Below are 16,219 nucleotides of genomic sequence, written 5' to 3' on the forward strand. Positions count from 1 at the left end.
TAAAATGAAAAGAGCAATAAAATCTTTATCAGTAGCTATGCTTTTGGCGTTAGTTACCATAACTTCAGCGTTTTCACCTTCATCTGCTGGGGGTGTAATTAAGCTAGGCTTTATTCCACTAACCGACTGTGCTCCATTGGTGGTAGCCAAAGAGTTGGGCTTGTTCAAAAAATACGGCGTCAACGTTGAGCTTTCAAAAGAAGCGTCGTGGGCAAACATCCGCGACAAAGTTCTTAATGGTGAGCTTTCGGGTGCCCACTGTTTATTTTCTATGCCACTTTCGGTGTATACGGGCATCGGAGGCAAAGCGGGTTCTCAAATGAAAATAGCGATGGTACTTTCAAACAACGGACAAGCCATCACGCTTTCTAAAGACTTTTGTGGTGAAGTGGGTTTTAAAGAAACCAACAAAGTAGCTGCCGCAGTAGCCGCACTTAAAAAGAGAAAAGAAGTGACATTTGCCATGACTTTTCCCGGAGGAACGCACGACATTTGGCTTAGAAACTGGCTTGCAGCAGCAGGAGTAAACCAAAAATCTGTAGGTATAATCACCATTCCACCACCACAAATGGTAGCCAACATGAAAGTGGATAACATGGAGGGCTTCAGCGTAGGAGAGCCTTGGAATAGTGTAGCGGCTGCCCAAAACGTAGGTTTTACCGAGATAACCTCTCAAGACATTTGGAAAAATCACCCAGAAAAAGCTTTGGTAGTAAACTCAGAATTTGCGACTACAAACAAAGCAGATCTTAAAAACGTAATGAAAGCCATTGTAGAAGCGTGTAAATGGTTAGACGCAAGCCCTGCAAATCGTAAAAAAGCGACCACTTGGCTAACTAAACCTTACTACGTAAACGCTCCAATCGCAGCTATCGAAAGCAGAATTTTGGGTTCTTATGACTTAGGTTGCGACCTAGGTGCTCAAAAATACGGCGAAAACAACATGCGTTTTTATAATAACGGCGTGGTAAATACCCCGCTTAAAGCCCATGCAATCTGGTTTTTGGCTCAATACGTAAGATTTGGAATGCTAAAGTCGGCACCAAACTATAAAGACATCGCCGAAAAACTAATCCTCGATGACCTATGGGCAGAAGTAGCCAAAGAAACTGGGGTGCCTGTTCAGGCAGACATGAAAGGTTTTAAAACCAACTTAGACGTTGCTTTTGACCCAAATAACCCTGCAGCATATTTGAGTACGACAAAAAAATAATTCTTTAGGGAGGGAGGCCAATCCTTCTTCCCGTTTTTCACCATTAAGTCTGGTAATCATGAAAAATATTTTTTCTTTAAAAACACTAATCTCCTTTGCTTATTTTCTTGGAAGCATGGTCATTTTGTTAATCCTCTGGAGCTTAGTTTCGGTTTTTACCAAAGGCGAAATCCCCGGTCCGGCAGCCACGTGGGTGGTTTTCTTAGAAATGCTCAGCGATCCGTTTTATGACTACGGTCCAAACGACAAAGGCATCGGTATTCAGCTTTGGAGTTCTATCAAACGTGTCATGATTGGCTTCGGCATGGGTAGTTTGATCGCCATTCCTTTGGGTATGCTCATGGGTGGCTCCAAGTTCACCATGAATTTGCTTAACCCACTTGTTCAGGTTTTACGTCCAGTTTCACCGCTAGCTTGGTTTCCATTGGGGCTTTTGGCATTCAAGGCCTCTGAGGGTGCTACCGTTTTTATCATCGCCATTACTTCGCTTTGGCCCACGCTTATTAACACCGCATTCGGAGTTTCGAGTATTCCAGGCGACCACAAAAACGTAGGTAAAGCATTCGGCTTTTCTAAATGGAAATACATCACCAAAATCCTCATTCCATTCGCTTTGCCTCATATTATTACAGGTTTGCGTTTGGCTATCGGTGTAGCCTGGATGGTCATCGTGGCTGGTGAAATGCTCTCGGGCGGTGTCGGAATCGGCTTTTTTGTGTGGGATTCTTGGAATGGTCTTAGCCTTGAAAAAATCCTCTCGGCCATTCTTATCATTGGGTTTGTGGGGCTCTTGCTCGATAAGTTTTTTAGCGGTCTTCAAAATTACTTTGCCTACGAAAACAAAAAGTGATTTTTATAGGGCGTGTCCCTATCGGGTCGGGCTATCTGTTGCAAGTCCTCGCGGCTACGCCAGCTGTGGGCTTTTCACGCCTATCCCTCACGCAAAATGGATAAATTAAGTATAGGTTTCTAAATTTTTACATAATATGAACGCTACATTAGAAAAAGAGATCGCATTAGAAAAAGAGAAGGTTTTTGCTCCGTGTATAGAAGTAAACAACGTAACCATTTCTTTTAAAACCAATAATAAAACCGTATTTACGGCCGTAAAAGACATAAATTTAAAAGTTGGCCAAGGAGAAATAGTAAGCATCATTGGCCACTCAGGCTGTGGTAAATCCACGCTAATGAACTCCATAAGTGGCATGGTAACTCCCACGCAAGGCTCCGTAACCGTAAATAGCAAAACCGTTAAAGGACCAGGGCCAGACCGTGGCATAGTGTTTCAGAACTATTCGCTTTTGCCTTGGATGAGCGTCTACAAAAATGTGTACGAAGCCGTAGATTCAGTTTTGAAAAACAAAACCAAAGAAGAAAAACACCAAATAGTAGAATACAACCTACAGATGGTGAACCTCTCGCAACACAAAGACAAGCTGCCGAGTCAGTTATCCGGCGGTATGAAGCAGCGAACAGCCATAGCCCGTGCATTTGCCATTAACCCTTCGGTGCTTTTACTCGATGAGCCTTTTGGAGCATTAGATGCTCTCACCAAAAGCTCGATGCACGTAGAGTTGCTCAAAATATGGAACCTAAACAAAAGGCAACAAACCATCGTGATGGTAACGCACGACATAGAAGAGGCCATTTTCTTATCGGATAGGGTAGTGGTAATGAACGACGGGCCAGAAGCAACCATCCGCGAAATTGTAGACATAAACTTACCAAGACCAAGAAACAAAAAAGAGATTGTGCATTTGCCAGCTTACATGGCCGTTCACGACAAACTTTTGGGATTATTGGTTAAAAACCTTTCGATAGAAGACGAAGGCGTAATGTTTGAAAAATAAAGGAGAATCTCCTCTTTGAGTTTGGGGAGGTTCTTTTAATTTAAAATCTATTTCCACACTGACTTTTTGTTTCGACAATTCTCTTTCTCCTTGTTTTCTCCATCTGTCTCCATGGATCTTTTTATTGGAAATGTGATTTTCATATTCACAAATACGTCTTCTCTTTTTGTCAATTTCTCAGGAAATGTGATTTGAAATAATACCCAGAAGTTCACGTCGGTATTAGAAATATAACAATCTAAAGAAAGATTTATAATTGGGGCGGAAAATTGCCAAAAATACTTAAATTAATAGCCATTTATTTTTGAGTATTAATACTTAATTTTATTTTTGAGTATTAAATTTTGAAAATGCTTATTTATAGCCTTATTAAAGTTTATTTAAGTTATTCGTTTAAAAAACAATACTCAAAATATCACTAGTATGAACAACAATGCAAAGCCTTTAGAAAAAATCAAAATGTTTGATTTATCTACCGTTCAAATGAGGACTTTTCACATCACTTGGTTAACATTTTTTATGTGTTTCTTTGGCTGGTTTGGTATAGCACCGCTTATGCCAACTATCCGCGAAGACCTAGGATTAACCAAAGGTCAAATTGGAAATACAATCATTGCTGCTGTGTCAGCTACCATTATCGCTCGTTTATTAATTGGGAGACTTTGTGATACCTGGGGACCTCGCAAAACTTACACTACTTTATTGTTGGTTTGTTCTATTCCAGTGTTCTTGGTTGGTTTGTCTCATACCTACGAAACGTTCTTACTTTTTAGGCTGGCAATCGGTGTCATAGGGGCATCGTTTGTTATTACCCAATATCACACCTCGGTTATGTTTGCTCCAAATATAAAAGGTACTGCAAACGCTATTACTGGAGGCTGGGGAAACCTCGGTGGTGGAATCACCAACATGGTGATGCCTGTTATATTTGCAGTTATAGTAGGCTTTGGATACACAAACTCAGAAGCGTGGAGATTAGCAATGATAGTCCCAGGTACCTTGTTGCTACTTTGTGCATTTTTATATTACAAATTTACAACCGATACACCAGCGGGAAACTTCGAAGATATAAATAGAGAAATAAAAATAAAAGAGAAGCCAAACCTCAAAGAGGTATTAACTGACTGGAGAGTTTGGGCATTGGCTATGGCGTATGCACTTAGTTTCGGTATGGAAATTACGTTTGACAATGTGGCTGCCTTACACTTTGTAGACAATTTCGGGGTGGATCAAAAAAACGCGGGTTTCCTGGCAGGGCTATTTGGGTTTATGAATATATTCGCTCGGGCACTTGGTGGTATTTTTGCAGATAAAATAGGCAAGAAAAAAGGCCTTTCAGGCAAGGGGTGGTTGTTGGCAATATTTCTTGTAGTAGAGGGCTTGGGCTTAGTTTGGTTTGCAAATTCATCCTCTTTGGTGTTTGCTATCAGTAGCATGTTGTTTTTTGCTTTGTTTCTTAAAATGGCAAATGGTGCCAACTATGCTCTTACACCTTTCATTAATTCTAAAAACGTAGGCCTTGTAGCCGGAATAGTAGGAGCGGGAGGAAATATTGGAGGCATGGCAATGGGTTTTCTGTTTAAGTCTGAAAACATAAGCTATGGCGAGGCATTTCAATACATTGGATTTTTCGCAATTGGAGTAGGCTTAGTAATCGCCATAACTAAGTTTGAGGTGAAAGGCTTTTTTAACGGTTTTCTTAAAAATGAAATAGCAGAAACTAAGCTTAAAGAGGCCGTGATTTAAAAGGGCCTGCAAAGTTTATTGCGTTAACGATAGAAGCGGCATCCTTTTGTATTTCTGGCTTGGCCGAAATATAAAAGATATAGCGGATAGCGTGTTAAAACGCCCCAAATGAAAAGTAATTTTTGAAAATAGGTCAGTTTAAAACCACCGTAAATTTTGCGGTGGTTTTTGTGTTTTTAGGTAAATATGGCATTTTGATATCTTAAAATTTCGTAAAAAAAGCCATTTTGTTAGTGTATTTTCTTTATTCAAAATCCCCATTTGTGATTTGGGTGTTTTGAAGAAATAAATCAAAAATTTATTAGATTTTTCTTTTTTTTGTTAAAATTTCTTTGCTTTTTCGTGGTTTTTTTGTGATTTTTCAAAAAAATGCCTACCTTCGAAAAATATCAATTATCGTACCTTCGCTTACCTATATATCCGAGGGGCTTTTCCTTCCAAATTTTTATGAACAAGACAAAACATATCGAGAAAACTATTGCCTGGGCTATGAAAAAAGGTTTTTCAAACATTAAGGCTGATATTGAAGGTTACGAGAAGCCAATTCAGTTTGAACGCCAAGGAGATAATGTAATGTTTAATCCCGATATGACTGTGAAAACAGAAAGCGGAAAAACACATTATTTTCAGGTAGTATTGAAGGCAGATAACCTTAGAAGGACGGTTTCTGAGTTGACGTTGTTTCACGAAATGGCGAAAGTAAAAGACGGTAAATTGTTTTTGATGGCACCATCGGGTCACATCAAATTTGCGAAAGACATATTAGAGAGCGGCCGATTTGAATTGGCTGAGATAGTAAAAATATAAAGCCCTTTGGCTTGCGATTCTTTTTAGAGTCTAGGATTCCTCATTAGAAAATTTCTATTGAGGAGTTTTTGTTTTAAAGATAATTTCAAAAGCTTTTTGAACTGTATTAAAAACCTATATTTGTATAGTTCTTATTCCTCATTTTTTTTAAAAACCCACCTATGGAACTTTTTCATATTTTATCTGTACTTATCGTGCTATCCGCAGGCTTCGCATACATTAATTTTCGTTTTTTGAAGTTGCCAGCTGCTATCGGACTCATGTTGGTTTCTTTGGTATTTTCAATGATTATTATCGTTGTTGGATATTTTTTTCCAGTAATAAAAGACGACCTAACGGCTCACCTGAGTTCTATAAATTTTTCGGACCTCTTGTTAGAAGGGATGCTGAGTTTTATGCTCTTTGCAGGAGCGATACACATAAAATTTAAAGATCTTAGCAATGAGCGTTTGGCCATTTTGCTGTTTTCTACCATTAGTGTGTTGATTAGCACATTTGCTGTTGGCTACATTTCATATGGACTATTAAATAGCTTCGGAATTGAGGTTTCTCTCATTCAGGCTTTGCTTTTTGGAGCATTAATTTCTCCAACGGACCCAATTGCGGTTTTGAGTATATTAAAAAGTGCAGGCGTTTCTAAGTCTCTTGAGACCAAGATAGCCGGCGAGTCGCTGTTTAATGATGGAGTAGCGGTAGTGGTTTTTATAACCATATTTCAACTTGCAAAGCCAGGTGCCGTTTTCGATGCGGGTAGCATAGCCACATTGTTTTTTAAAGAAGCTGTTGGAGGTATAGTTTTCGGTTTAGCGATTGGATATATAGCGTATAAACTTATTGCGAGTATAGATAACTACCAAGTAGAGGTATTGATAACCTTGGCAACTGTAATGGGTGGTTATACTTTTGCTCATTATTTACATATCTCGGGTCCTTTGGCTATGGTGATTGCAGGACTTATTACTGGAAACAAGGCAAAAAGCCTGGGGATGTCTGACATTACGGCCAACTATGTGGACAAGTTTTGGGAGTTGGTTGACGAAATATTAAATGCTATCTTATTTGTATTGATAGGCCTTGAGCTTTTAATTATTCAGACATCAAAGACGGTTCTCATGGTTTCGGTGATACTGATTTTCGTGGTTTTGATAATTCGTTACATATCTGTTTATATACCTTCGCTTGCTATCAGGTTAAAGGAAAAATTGACACAAGGCACGCTTTTGCTTTTGACCTGGGGTGGCCTTCGTGGCGGAATATCCATAGCATTGGCACTTTCTATCAGTCCCGAAATGAACCGCGAGATTTGGGTGACTATAACCTATGTGATTGTATGTTTTTCAATATTGGTGCAAGGTATGACCGTAGGAAAAGTAGCAAAAAGATTAAATTAATTTCTAAAATAACACAAACGCAAAAAAAATGAAAAAATTAGTATTATTTATCCTCACTTTATTCTGCATTAATGTAGCTTCATCTGCTAACGCTATGGAAATAGAGGGCCTGTTAGATCAAGCACTTAGTTTACAAAAAAGTGGAGATAAGGCTGGGTTAGAGAAAACACTGAACCTGTCTGCCGTAGCTCTTGAAAAAGAAACGAAAGAATCAAAAGGCGATTTTAAAGATAAATTAACGAGCTCTTTGGGTGGTTTAAAAAGTATGATTCCCTTGGCTAGCAAAGGCCTTGTAAAGCAAAATGCCCTTCAGAAACTGGTGAGTACTATTAAGCTTCTTTTGGGAGCAAATAGAATCAGCGGTATGCTCGGTGGTGGAAGTCTAGTAGGTAAAGCGGCTGGACTTAAGTCTAACCTCGGCCTTATGCAAATGGGAATGTCTGCCTTAGGTGGCGGCGGCGGAGACCAGATGGGTTCGTTGATAAAAGGTGCTTTGGGTGGCGTTGGCAATCTAGAAAAAGGCGGATTGGCAGCAAAAGCGGCAGAGCCGGCTTTGAAAAAACAGCTGGGTTCTATCCTTGATATGGTTAAAAAAGGAGTTTAAAAAATAGATAGAAAGCAGAAAATTTTGTTTTTGCTTTCGTCAAAAGTAAGTATTGTTTATAAGAAAAAATTATGTCTATCTGGGGCTTTGTTTAAGCAGCGTAATGGGCATAATTTTTTCTGTTATGGTATATTTGGATTTATATCTTTAGGTCATGTACCAAAAAGAAACAGAAAGAGGCAATGGTTTCGTTATAATTTTTTTAGTTTTGTATTACCATTTGCTTTCCCATAATTCACGTTTAAGATGTCTAATTCATTTAGAAAAAAAAAGAAGTCGAGTCCGGCTACTGAAAAGGCTGTAGCTAGCCCGAAGGCTAAAAAAGAAGGATATTTGCCCAAAGAAGGCCAGTTTCCTCTCATTTTTGGTGTTTTGTTAATTCTCATATCAGTATTTTTATTAATCGCTTTTGTGTCATATTTGTTCACGGGTTCGTCTGATCAAGACATTATCCAGCAGCAAATAGCAGACGTAATTAATAAAGACCGAAAGAGTGCTTCCAATGTTTTGGGACTTTTGGGGGCCAATATCGCCCATTGGTTTATCTTCATTTGGTTTGGTGTTTCTGCTTTTTTGATCATCCCAATTTTGTTTTTATCGGGTTTCAGGTTGCTATTTAAAGAGGACCTTTTTAGAATGAACCTTACTCGTTTTTCAATAGGCACTGTCTTTTATATATTTTTCATTTCTATATTTTTCGGGTACTTTGTTTATATTTTCGAATTAAAAACCCATCTCCTTTCTGGAAACATTGGCTTCAGTACAAACAGCTTTTTGTATAAGCTTTTTGGTTTTGGAAGCATCTTGTTGATTTTACTTTTTCTATTTGTTTGGTTGGTATTTTTTCATGGTTTAACCAAAATAGACGATTACGTTTTGTCTAAGTATTTTCCAAAAAGAACTAAAAGTAAGATAAACTTTGGTGAAGAAGAGCAGGAAGAAAGTGAAGAAGAAGAGTTTGAAATAAAACCTACACCAAAAGCGGCAGCTAAGCCCGCTCAAAAAGAAGATGAGGAGAGTTTTGAGCCAAGTAGCTTACCTAAAAAACCATTTACTGGCGGAGTGTCATTTACGGTAGAAAAACCCGAGGAGCCTAAGGAAGAGCTAAAACTTGAAATGTCGGAAACCAAATTTGTTAGTCCGGTTGAAGACGAAGACTCAAATTCTGTTTTGGAACAATATGGCGAGTATGACCCTAAACTTGACTTGGCTAGTTACCAATATCCGCCGCTTTCATTGCTGCAGGAATACAGTAACTCGGGTCCGAAAGTTAGCGACGAAGAACTTGAGCTTAACAAAAATAAGATTGTAGAGACCATCAATAATTTCGCTATTGGTATTTCGTCTATAAAAGCGGCCATTGGGCCAACCGTAACCTTATATGAAATAGTACCCGAGGCTGGTGTTAGGATTTCTAAAATCAAAAATTTAGAAGATGACATTGCACTAAACTTGGCCGCTCTTGGTATTCGTATCATAGCTCCAATGCCAGGAAAGGGAACTATAGGTATAGAGGTGCCGAATAAAAACCGTGAAATGGTTTCTATAAAATCGGTGTTGGCGTCAGACAAATTTCAGAAGTCAAACTACGAGTTGCCGATTGTATTAGGGAAAACTATTTCAAACGAAATATACATAGCGGATTTAGCCAAAATGCCCCACTTACTGATGGCGGGTGCTACTGGTCAAGGTAAATCTGTGGGACTTAATGTTATTTTGGCTTCATTACTTTATAGAAAACACCCTGCCGAAGTTAAGTTTGTATTGGTGGATCCCAAAAAAGTGGAACTTACGCTTTTCAATAAAATAGAAAGACACTTTTTGGCCATGCTTCCAAATGCTGAAGAGGCCATTATTACAGATACAAAAAAGGTGATAAATACCTTAAACTCGCTATGTATCGAAATGGACAACAGGTACAATTTATTGAAAGATGCAGGCGTAAGAAACATTAAAGAATATAACGCCAAGTTTGTCAAAAGAAAGCTTAATCCCGAAAAAGGCCACAAGTTTTTGCCTTACATAGTATTGGTAATAGATGAGCTTGCGGACTTAATGATGACTGCCGGAAAAGAAGTGGAGCAGCCAATTGCGAGGCTTGCACAGCTTGCGAGGGCCATTGGTATTCACTTAATAGTAGCAACGCAACGACCTTCGGTCAATGTCATCACTGGTCTTATCAAAGCCAACTTCCCTGCGAGGCTTTCGTTTAAAGTAACCGCTAAAGTAGATTCGAGAACAATTATGGACACAGGCGGTGCTGAGCAGCTTGTGGGCAATGGAGATATGTTATTATCTACAGGTTCAGAAATGATTCGACTTCAGTGTCCGTTTGTAGATACCCCAGAAGTAGAGAGTATTTGTGAGTTTATTGGCGAGCAGCGAGCATTTGGTTCTGCCTATTTACTACCTGAGTTTTTTGGAGATGATGAACCCGATTCTTTAGATTTTGATCCGAAAGATTTAGATCCATTATTTGATGAGGCTGCAAGACTGTTAGTTATTCATCAACAAGGAAGTACGTCATTGATTCAAAGAAAAATGAAATTGGGCTATAACAGAGCAGGTAGAATCATTGATCAATTAGAGGGTGCTAACATCGTTGGGCCGTTTGAAGGAAGCAAGGCTCGTGAAGTTTTGGTTAAAGATTTGGAACATTTAGAGGAAATTTTGCGAAATTTGCAACGGAATTAACATTTCATTACGTATTTAGTTTTAAACCTTTATTGGTTTCAAAACGTCTAACTAAGAAAAAGAACTTATACATGAAGTATTTATTATTAACGATTATTCAAGTTTCATTATTTTTTGGAGCTTCAGCACAAGACAAAAAAGCCGAGCAGATATTAGATGCCATGAGTGCGAAATACAAATCGCTCAAAACATTTAATGCAAATTTTACTTATGGAGTAGAAGGAGCAAACGCTAAACTTACCAATGTTTTCACAGGAAATGTAATAGTGAAAGGCAATAAGTTTAAGTTAAAAACTGCCGGTCAAGAGATATTTAACAACGGAAAAGAACTGTATACGTTTGTAAAAGAAACAAACGAGGTAAATATTTCAGAATTAAACACCAATGACGAAAACGATTTTTCTCCAACAAAAATCTATACCATTTACAAAAAAGGGTACAGATATGCCTTTAAAGAAGAGAAAAAAATTGGTAGCCAAACATACGAAATTGTAGAGCTTTCGCCCACTACTACAAAAGCCAATGTGGCTAAAATTCAGATTACAGTCAATAAAAGAGACAAAAGCATAAAAACTTGGAAAGTTTGGGATAAGTCTGGAAAAAGAACGGTTTTCAGAATTGACAAATTCATTCCGAATGTAGCCGCAAGTGATGCTACGTTTAACTTTGACAAGAAAAAATACCCGGGAGTAGAGGTAGTAGACCTTAGATAAGCTTCCCGATATAGTATTGCTAGAAGCAGCTGGTTTAATGTAACAAATACATTAATACACCAGCTGCTTTTTCTTTTCTACCATTTTTGTATATCTCTGCGTCTACCTGCGTTCCGTTATTTGAAACGAGTTGGTGCTCCTCAATTTTGTTTGTTTTTACAAAGTATTGCGTGTTGTTTGCTAACCAACGAGCTTTTATTTTACCTGCTAATTCTTTGAAGCCATATTTTTCTAGTCCTTGAATCGCTATCATTTGAAGGCCCGCTGATCCTGTTTCTTCATCAGCGATGTTTGACAGCCCGCCCGGTTTAAGAAAATACTTCTCAATGTTTTGAGCAACTCTTTCTGCCTGTGCGGTAGATGCTAAACCTGTTATTAGGGGATAAATACCCGCCAACGTCATCTTGTTTAATTGGGTTTTGGTTTTAAAGTCATAATCAAAGAAATAGCCTTTTTCCTCATTCCAGAATGTTTTATTAAAAACTTCTTTTCGTTTAGCTGCGAGAGCTTTAAAACTATTGGCATAGTTTGGCTCGCCTTTGAGGTCATAGGCTTTGGCAAGCGTGGTTTCGTAGTGATATAGCAAAGCATTTAAGTCAACAGGAAGTATTTGAGTCGGCGTAAAGCCCGAAGTCCCTCTCCAACGGTTTGAAAACGTCCAATTGGCTTCATCACTCGCTCTTATGTCTTGAAAGGTGGTTTTGTTTGCGGCAGCCCATTTTTTGTCTGTGGTATATGCCTCAGGCCTTGGTCTATTTGTAGAGTCGTTGTATCGGTTTAGGATGTTGTCATTTTCTAAAAACACCACTTTTTTAAATGCTGAGCTCGTTTTTTTTGCTTCAGTTTGAGCGAGTGCTTCTTCTTTATTTTCAGAAGACATCCAATATTGGTATTCTTTTGTAAGGTTTGTAAGATATTTTAATAGACCTTCCGGGTCATTTTTAAATATTTTTTCTAAACTCAAAGACAAAAACGGCTGACTAGACCTAGAAAGCATGTAACTTCTATTACCAGCAGGTACTTTATCAAAATCTTGAATAAACTGTATGGAGTTTAACATTAAGCCCATGGCCATAGAGTCTTTTTGAGCTGCCATTAGGCCACAAATTGAAAAATACATACTTTGATATTCGTATTCTTCAAATTTTCCACCAGACACTAAATAGGGTAGACGAGTAGGAATAAGCCCGCTTCCGTCGTCATGGGGTTTTCGTTGGTTTGAGTCCCAATAGTTTTCTATGTATTTTGCTATGCTTTTTCCTGCAATTTGGTTTTCCGAATAGCTTGGGATAGTGAAGTTGGCCTTAAAAAAGGCAGCGATATCAAAATTGGGCTCTTTGCTATCTATCTTATATTTTTCTATGATATCTTCTGGTTTTCCCTTCGGAATGGCATCTGCAATCTGTTTTGAGTCGAATTCTGTGAGTGCCACTACGCTTTTCTCAAACAGTTCGCCATATACTTCGTCCGGAGACTTGTATTCTTTTTTTCGAACAGAATCGCCACAAGAAACTAGGCCTATGGCTAGAAACAATACCAGAATATTTTTCATAAGAGTATAAAAAAACAAGGCACCATTCCTGTTTAGGAACGATGCCAAATAATATGAATTAACGAAAAGATTAATATCTTTCTAAGCCACTAAAGAAAAACGAACTTTCGATTTCAGCGTTTTCATCTGAGTCTGATCCGTGAACGGCGTTTTCACCTTTAGATTTTGCAAAAGCCTTTCTGATTGTTCCGTCAGCTGCTTCAGCAGGGTCAGTTGAACCTATCAAAGTTCGGAAGTCTGCTACTGCATTGTCTTTTTCTAAAATCATTGCTACTATTGGACCTGCAGACATCATTTCGCAAAGCTCACCATAAAAAGGTCTTCCTGCATGAACTTCGTAAAACTTTCCAGCTTGAGCTGCAGTTAGTTGCGTTTTTTTCATCGCTACTATTCTGAAACCACCTTCTTCTATCATTTTCACGATTCCACCTACTTGATTGTCAGCCACTGCGTGGGGCTTAACCATAGTATATGTTCTATTATTTGCCATTTGTTTGTTTTGTTGGTTTTTTGTTGCCCAAAATTAGGGATTAAATTCTAAGTTTAAAAAAAGACTCAAAAATAAACATTTGGCCTTTAGATGTACTTTTTATATGAATCAAAGCAATTCGCATTAAGGATTTGATTATTCAAATCAACATTTTGAAAATATAGCCTTCTGATATACTATACTTGAATAAACTCATTTATGTTCAAAAATTGGAGAATTTTAAAAAACAATACCGAAATAGGTTCGTAAATTGCAGTCGAATAATACAATACATGGTAAAATATTTTAGCGATAGTCCTCAAGAGTTAGCAGATTTCCAATCAGATTTTAAGAATGCCCGAAAAGTAGTCATTACTTCGCACCAAAATCCAGATGGTGACGCATTTGGTAGTGGTCTTGGTTTGTATGCATACCTTAAAACCCTCCATTTTGATTCAGTGGCATTTATTAGTCCAACAGACTACGCCGATTTTTTGGGATGGATGCCGGGTGTGTCTGATGTTGTGGTATATGAGTCTGATCAAAAAGAATATGCCGAAAAGCTGATGGCAGAAGCGGATTTGTTTTTCTGTTTAGATTTTTCAGCGGCAGCTCGAATCAAAGACATGAAAGATTCACTTTTGGCTTCGCCCGCAAAAAAAATCGTGATTGACCATCATGAGCAACCTGAAGACTTCGCAGATTATATTTTTTGGAACGAAAAAGCCTCTTCTACATGTGAGCTTGTGTATCAGTTTATTGATAAAATAGGAGACGTAGAACAGATAAATCAAGAGAGTGCTATATGTCTTTATACAGGTCTTTTGACCGATACGGGTTCGTTTAAATACGAAGCGACGTCGCCAGAAGTACACCGTATTGCCGGGTTACTTTTAGCCAAAGGTGTAGTGCCTAACCAAATTCATAGAAGTCTTTTTGATAACAATACTTTAGACAGACTTAAGTTTTTGGGATATATTCTAAATAAAAAATTAGTGTATTTGCCGGAGTTTAGAGTTTGTTATATCAAACTTTCTCAAAAAGAACTGCAAAAGTTTAACTCAAAAACAGGCGATACCGAAGGAATAGTAAACTACGGATTATCGATGGCAGGAGTGGTTATGTCTGCTATTTTTATAGAAAAAGACGGCTTAATCAAGATTTCATTCCGTTCGGTTGATGATTTTTCAGTTTCTGATTTCTCTCGTGAGCACTTTGAAGGTGGAGGTCATAAAAACGCTGCCGGAGGAAGGTCTAAACAAAGTTTAGAAGAAACGGTGGAAAAATTCCTAAATTTGCTCCCTTATTATAAAAACCAATTATTGTTACAACCAAAATAACAAATTTTTAATCATACCTAAATAAAAACAAATGAAACTATCGAGTAGCTTTTTGGCACTATTAATCCTAGGTGGACTTACATCGTGCGATAAATTTAAAATCACCACCACCGAGGAAGGAGATAGACTTATAATACATGAAAAAGGCAAGTCAGGTAAAACTGCAAAAGAAGGAGACTTTTTGACCTTTGATATGGTAATTAAATCGTCAACTGACTCAGTGTTAAAAGACAGTTATAAAGACGGACAGCCTTTGATGATGCCTTTACAAAAAGGACAGTTTAAAGGATCTTTTGAAAGTGGATTGGCTCATATTGGCGAAGGAGACAGCACAACAGTATTAGTAAGTGCAGATTCTTTGTTTACAATGATGAACCAACCGTTTCCTCCAGGAATTTCGAAAGGAACAGATTTGAAATTTACTGTTAAAATGAGAAAGGTTCAAACGCAGGAAGAATTTCAAAAAGAAATAGCTGATAAAAAAGCAAACGAAGGAAAATACATAGAAGACTATGTAAACAAAAGCCTCAAAGGTGCAGTGAAAACTCCAGAAGGTTTATATTATTCTGAAAAAACTGCGGGCAACGGGGCAACGCCAGTTAAGGGTGATACCGTAGTAGTATCATACGTTGGTAAGTTTTTGGATGGAAAAGAGTTTGACAAATCAGAATTAGGTCAGCCATTTTCTTTCCCTGTAGGCATGGGTTATGTTATTCCAGGTTGGGACAAAGCCCTTATGATGATGAAGCCAGGAAGTAAAAGAACGTTCGTGATTCCTTCTACATTGGCTTACGGAGAGCAAGGAGCGGGGGGCGTTATTCCTCCAAATACGCCATTGGTATTTGATATTGAGCTTGTTTCTGTAAAGAAGTAAGATCTTAGAAATGTAATTAAATTTTTTGTTAATATGTTGATTTTTAAAAGATTAGGTTTAGTGTTGGTAACTGCAGTTTTGTTGAGCTCGTGCTTGGGGAAATATGTAGAGAGTGATTTGGACAAGTCCTACAAAGAAAATGAGACCCAGATATTGGCGTATGCATCTACCAATGGGATAACTCTTAGTCAAGACACACAGTCTAGTATTTACTATCAGAAATTAACAAAAAATGATGCAGGTACTCAGGTATCTTCAAAATACGATTTAAGAGTAGCCTACAAGCTTTCAACTTTAGCCGGAAAAGTGATAGAAACCAAAACTGCTGCAGATTCAGTGGTGCTTAATTTGTATACTACTAAGGTTTTGGATGGCTTTTTATATTCTATTTTATTATTAAAAGAGAAAGAAAAAGGGCAGTTTTTTATTCCCTCTTATTTGGCATATTACGATACCCCACCCGCGGGTGTTGAAAAATATGAAGTTATCGTACTTGAATTAGAAGTTTTAGGCTTGATTTCAGAGGAAGAAAAAATAGACAGTTATATCTCTAAAAACAAATTGGTTGTATCGAAGAAAACAGACACAGGTTTAAGGTTCATTAGAACAAACGCTGCAACTTCTGCCGATTCCTTAAAAACAGGTGATGTACTTTCTGTAAACTACAATGGGATGTTTCTCAATAATACTTCTTTTGATAGCGGAACACTTAGTGTTACGCTAGGGACAACATCTTTGATTCCTGGCTTTATTGAAGGTCTTAAACTAATGAAAAAGGGTGAAAAGGCCAAGGTCATAATGCCTTCTTCTTTGGGATATACAGATAAAGGTTCTGGGAAAATTCCTCCTTACACACCATTGATATTTGACTTAGAGATAGTAAGTGTAAATGGTTTATAAAAAGAAATATTAAGCAACTAAAAAGCCCATCTTTCATATTTGAAGGATGGGCTTTTTTGATGAATT

General features: G+C 37.9%; 14 protein-coding genes. 12 read left to right on the plus strand and 2 right to left on the minus strand.

All coding sequences use genetic code 11. The features are described 5' to 3' along the window. Nucleotides 1–4 precede the first annotated feature (4 nt). The 9 genes from ACFOOI_RS15165 (at nucleotide 5) to ACFOOI_RS15205 (ending at nucleotide 11,018) form a co-directional block, all read left to right on the plus strand. A complete protein-coding gene (locus ACFOOI_RS15165; protein ID WP_379838859.1) occupies nucleotides 5–1,213 on the plus strand; it encodes a CmpA/NrtA family ABC transporter substrate-binding protein in 1,209 nt (402 codons plus the stop codon). A gap of 58 nt (nucleotides 1,214–1,271) precedes the next feature. Further along, nucleotides 1,272–2,063 (plus strand): nitrate ABC transporter permease, encoded by a 792-nt coding sequence (gene ntrB / locus ACFOOI_RS15170; RefSeq protein ID WP_379838860.1) that lies wholly within the window; start codon nucleotides 1,272–1,274, stop codon nucleotides 2,061–2,063. Nucleotides 2,064–2,199: 136 nt separating this feature from the next. Continuing rightward, nucleotides 2,200–3,063, plus strand: a complete 864-nt coding sequence (locus tag ACFOOI_RS15175) for an ABC transporter ATP-binding protein (protein ID WP_379838861.1) — start codon at nucleotides 2,200–2,202, stop codon at nucleotides 3,061–3,063. A 423-nt stretch (nucleotides 3,064–3,486) separates the two neighbouring features. Beyond that, on the plus strand, nucleotides 3,487–4,809 hold the full coding sequence (locus ACFOOI_RS15180) for a NarK family nitrate/nitrite MFS transporter (protein ID WP_379838862.1): 1,323 nt from the start codon (nucleotides 3,487–3,489) through the stop codon (nucleotides 4,807–4,809). Between the two features lie 447 nt (nucleotides 4,810–5,256). Then, a complete protein-coding gene (locus tag ACFOOI_RS15185; protein WP_379838863.1) occupies nucleotides 5,257–5,616 on the plus strand; it encodes a hypothetical protein in 360 nt (119 codons plus the stop codon). Between the two features lie 161 nt (nucleotides 5,617–5,777). Next, nucleotides 5,778–7,007, plus strand: a complete 1,230-nt coding sequence (locus ACFOOI_RS15190) for a cation:proton antiporter (RefSeq protein ID WP_379838864.1) — start codon at nucleotides 5,778–5,780, stop codon at nucleotides 7,005–7,007. Nucleotides 7,008–7,035: 28 nt separating this feature from the next. Continuing rightward, nucleotides 7,036–7,611, plus strand: a complete 576-nt coding sequence (locus tag ACFOOI_RS15195) for a hypothetical protein (RefSeq protein WP_379838865.1) — start codon at nucleotides 7,036–7,038, stop codon at nucleotides 7,609–7,611. A 246-nt stretch (nucleotides 7,612–7,857) separates the two neighbouring features. Further along, the gene (locus ACFOOI_RS15200; protein WP_379838866.1) at nucleotides 7,858–10,305 is read left to right on the plus strand and encodes an FtsK/SpoIIIE family DNA translocase; all 2,448 of its coding nucleotides are present in this window, start codon (nucleotides 7,858–7,860) and stop codon (nucleotides 10,303–10,305) included. Between the two features lie 71 nt (nucleotides 10,306–10,376). After that, a complete protein-coding gene (locus tag ACFOOI_RS15205; RefSeq protein ID WP_379838867.1) occupies nucleotides 10,377–11,018 on the plus strand; it encodes a LolA family protein in 642 nt (213 codons plus the stop codon). 34 nt (nucleotides 11,019–11,052) lie between these two features. Here the strand turns inward: ACFOOI_RS15205 and ACFOOI_RS15210 are convergent, their stop codons facing one another. Both ACFOOI_RS15210 and ACFOOI_RS15215 read right to left on the minus strand, forming a co-directional pair. Then, complete coding sequence (locus tag ACFOOI_RS15210) at nucleotides 11,053–12,570, minus strand: trehalase family glycosidase (RefSeq protein WP_379838868.1); 1,518 nt, start codon at nucleotides 12,568–12,570, stop codon at nucleotides 11,053–11,055. Nucleotides 12,571–12,640: 70 nt separating this feature from the next. Further along, the gene (locus ACFOOI_RS15215; protein ID WP_379838869.1) at nucleotides 12,641–13,060 is read right to left on the minus strand and encodes a nucleoside-diphosphate kinase; all 420 of its coding nucleotides are present in this window, start codon (nucleotides 13,058–13,060) and stop codon (nucleotides 12,641–12,643) included. 272 nt (nucleotides 13,061–13,332) lie between these two features. Here ACFOOI_RS15215 and ACFOOI_RS15220 point away from each other — a divergent pair, with 272 nt between their 5' ends. Genes ACFOOI_RS15220 through ACFOOI_RS15230 form a run of 3 tightly spaced genes read left to right on the plus strand, consistent with a single transcriptional unit; the run spans nucleotide 13,333 to nucleotide 16,153 of the window. Beyond that, nucleotides 13,333–14,379, plus strand: coding sequence for a DHH family phosphoesterase (locus ACFOOI_RS15220; protein WP_379838870.1), 1,047 nt, complete (start codon nucleotides 13,333–13,335; stop codon nucleotides 14,377–14,379). A gap of 31 nt (nucleotides 14,380–14,410) precedes the next feature. Then, a complete protein-coding gene (locus tag ACFOOI_RS15225; RefSeq protein WP_379838871.1) occupies nucleotides 14,411–15,253 on the plus strand; it encodes an FKBP-type peptidyl-prolyl cis-trans isomerase in 843 nt (280 codons plus the stop codon). Nucleotides 15,254–15,286: 33 nt separating this feature from the next. Further along, on the plus strand, nucleotides 15,287–16,153 hold the full coding sequence (locus tag ACFOOI_RS15230) for an FKBP-type peptidyl-prolyl cis-trans isomerase (protein WP_379838872.1): 867 nt from the start codon (nucleotides 15,287–15,289) through the stop codon (nucleotides 16,151–16,153). The last annotated feature ends 66 nt before the right edge of the window (nucleotides 16,154–16,219 follow it).

Source organism: Lacihabitans lacunae (genome assembly GCF_042649125.1).
GTDB lineage: Bacteria > Bacteroidota > Bacteroidia > Cytophagales > Spirosomataceae > Leadbetterella > Leadbetterella lacunae.

Bases quoted from the DNA above. Each gene is read 5' to 3' on its own strand.
- ACFOOI_RS15165 (WP_379838859.1), top strand. From the start codon at position 5: ATGAAAAGAGCAATAAAATCTTTATCAGTAGCTATGCTTTTGGCGTTA.
- ntrB (WP_379838860.1), top strand. From the start codon at position 1,272: ATGAAAAATATTTTTTCTTTAAAAACACTAATCTCCTTTGCTTATTTT.
- ACFOOI_RS15175 (WP_379838861.1), top strand. From the start codon at position 2,200: ATGAACGCTACATTAGAAAAAGAGATCGCATTAGAAAAAGAGAAGGTT.
- ACFOOI_RS15180 (WP_379838862.1), top strand. From the start codon at position 3,487: ATGAACAACAATGCAAAGCCTTTAGAAAAAATCAAAATGTTTGATTTA.
- ACFOOI_RS15185 (WP_379838863.1), top strand. From the start codon at position 5,257: ATGAACAAGACAAAACATATCGAGAAAACTATTGCCTGGGCTATGAAA.
- ACFOOI_RS15190 (WP_379838864.1), top strand. From the start codon at position 5,778: ATGGAACTTTTTCATATTTTATCTGTACTTATCGTGCTATCCGCAGGC.
- ACFOOI_RS15195 (WP_379838865.1), top strand. From the start codon at position 7,036: ATGAAAAAATTAGTATTATTTATCCTCACTTTATTCTGCATTAATGTA.
- ACFOOI_RS15200 (WP_379838866.1), top strand. From the start codon at position 7,858: ATGTCTAATTCATTTAGAAAAAAAAAGAAGTCGAGTCCGGCTACTGAA.
- ACFOOI_RS15205 (WP_379838867.1), top strand. From the start codon at position 10,377: ATGAAGTATTTATTATTAACGATTATTCAAGTTTCATTATTTTTTGGA.
- ACFOOI_RS15210 (WP_379838868.1), bottom strand. From the start codon at position 12,570: ATGAAAAATATTCTGGTATTGTTTCTAGCCATAGGCCTAGTTTCTTGT.
- ACFOOI_RS15215 (WP_379838869.1), bottom strand. From the start codon at position 13,060: ATGGCAAATAATAGAACATATACTATGGTTAAGCCCCACGCAGTGGCT.
- ACFOOI_RS15220 (WP_379838870.1), top strand. From the start codon at position 13,333: ATGGTAAAATATTTTAGCGATAGTCCTCAAGAGTTAGCAGATTTCCAA.
- ACFOOI_RS15225 (WP_379838871.1), top strand. From the start codon at position 14,411: ATGAAACTATCGAGTAGCTTTTTGGCACTATTAATCCTAGGTGGACTT.
- ACFOOI_RS15230 (WP_379838872.1), top strand. From the start codon at position 15,287: ATGTTGATTTTTAAAAGATTAGGTTTAGTGTTGGTAACTGCAGTTTTG.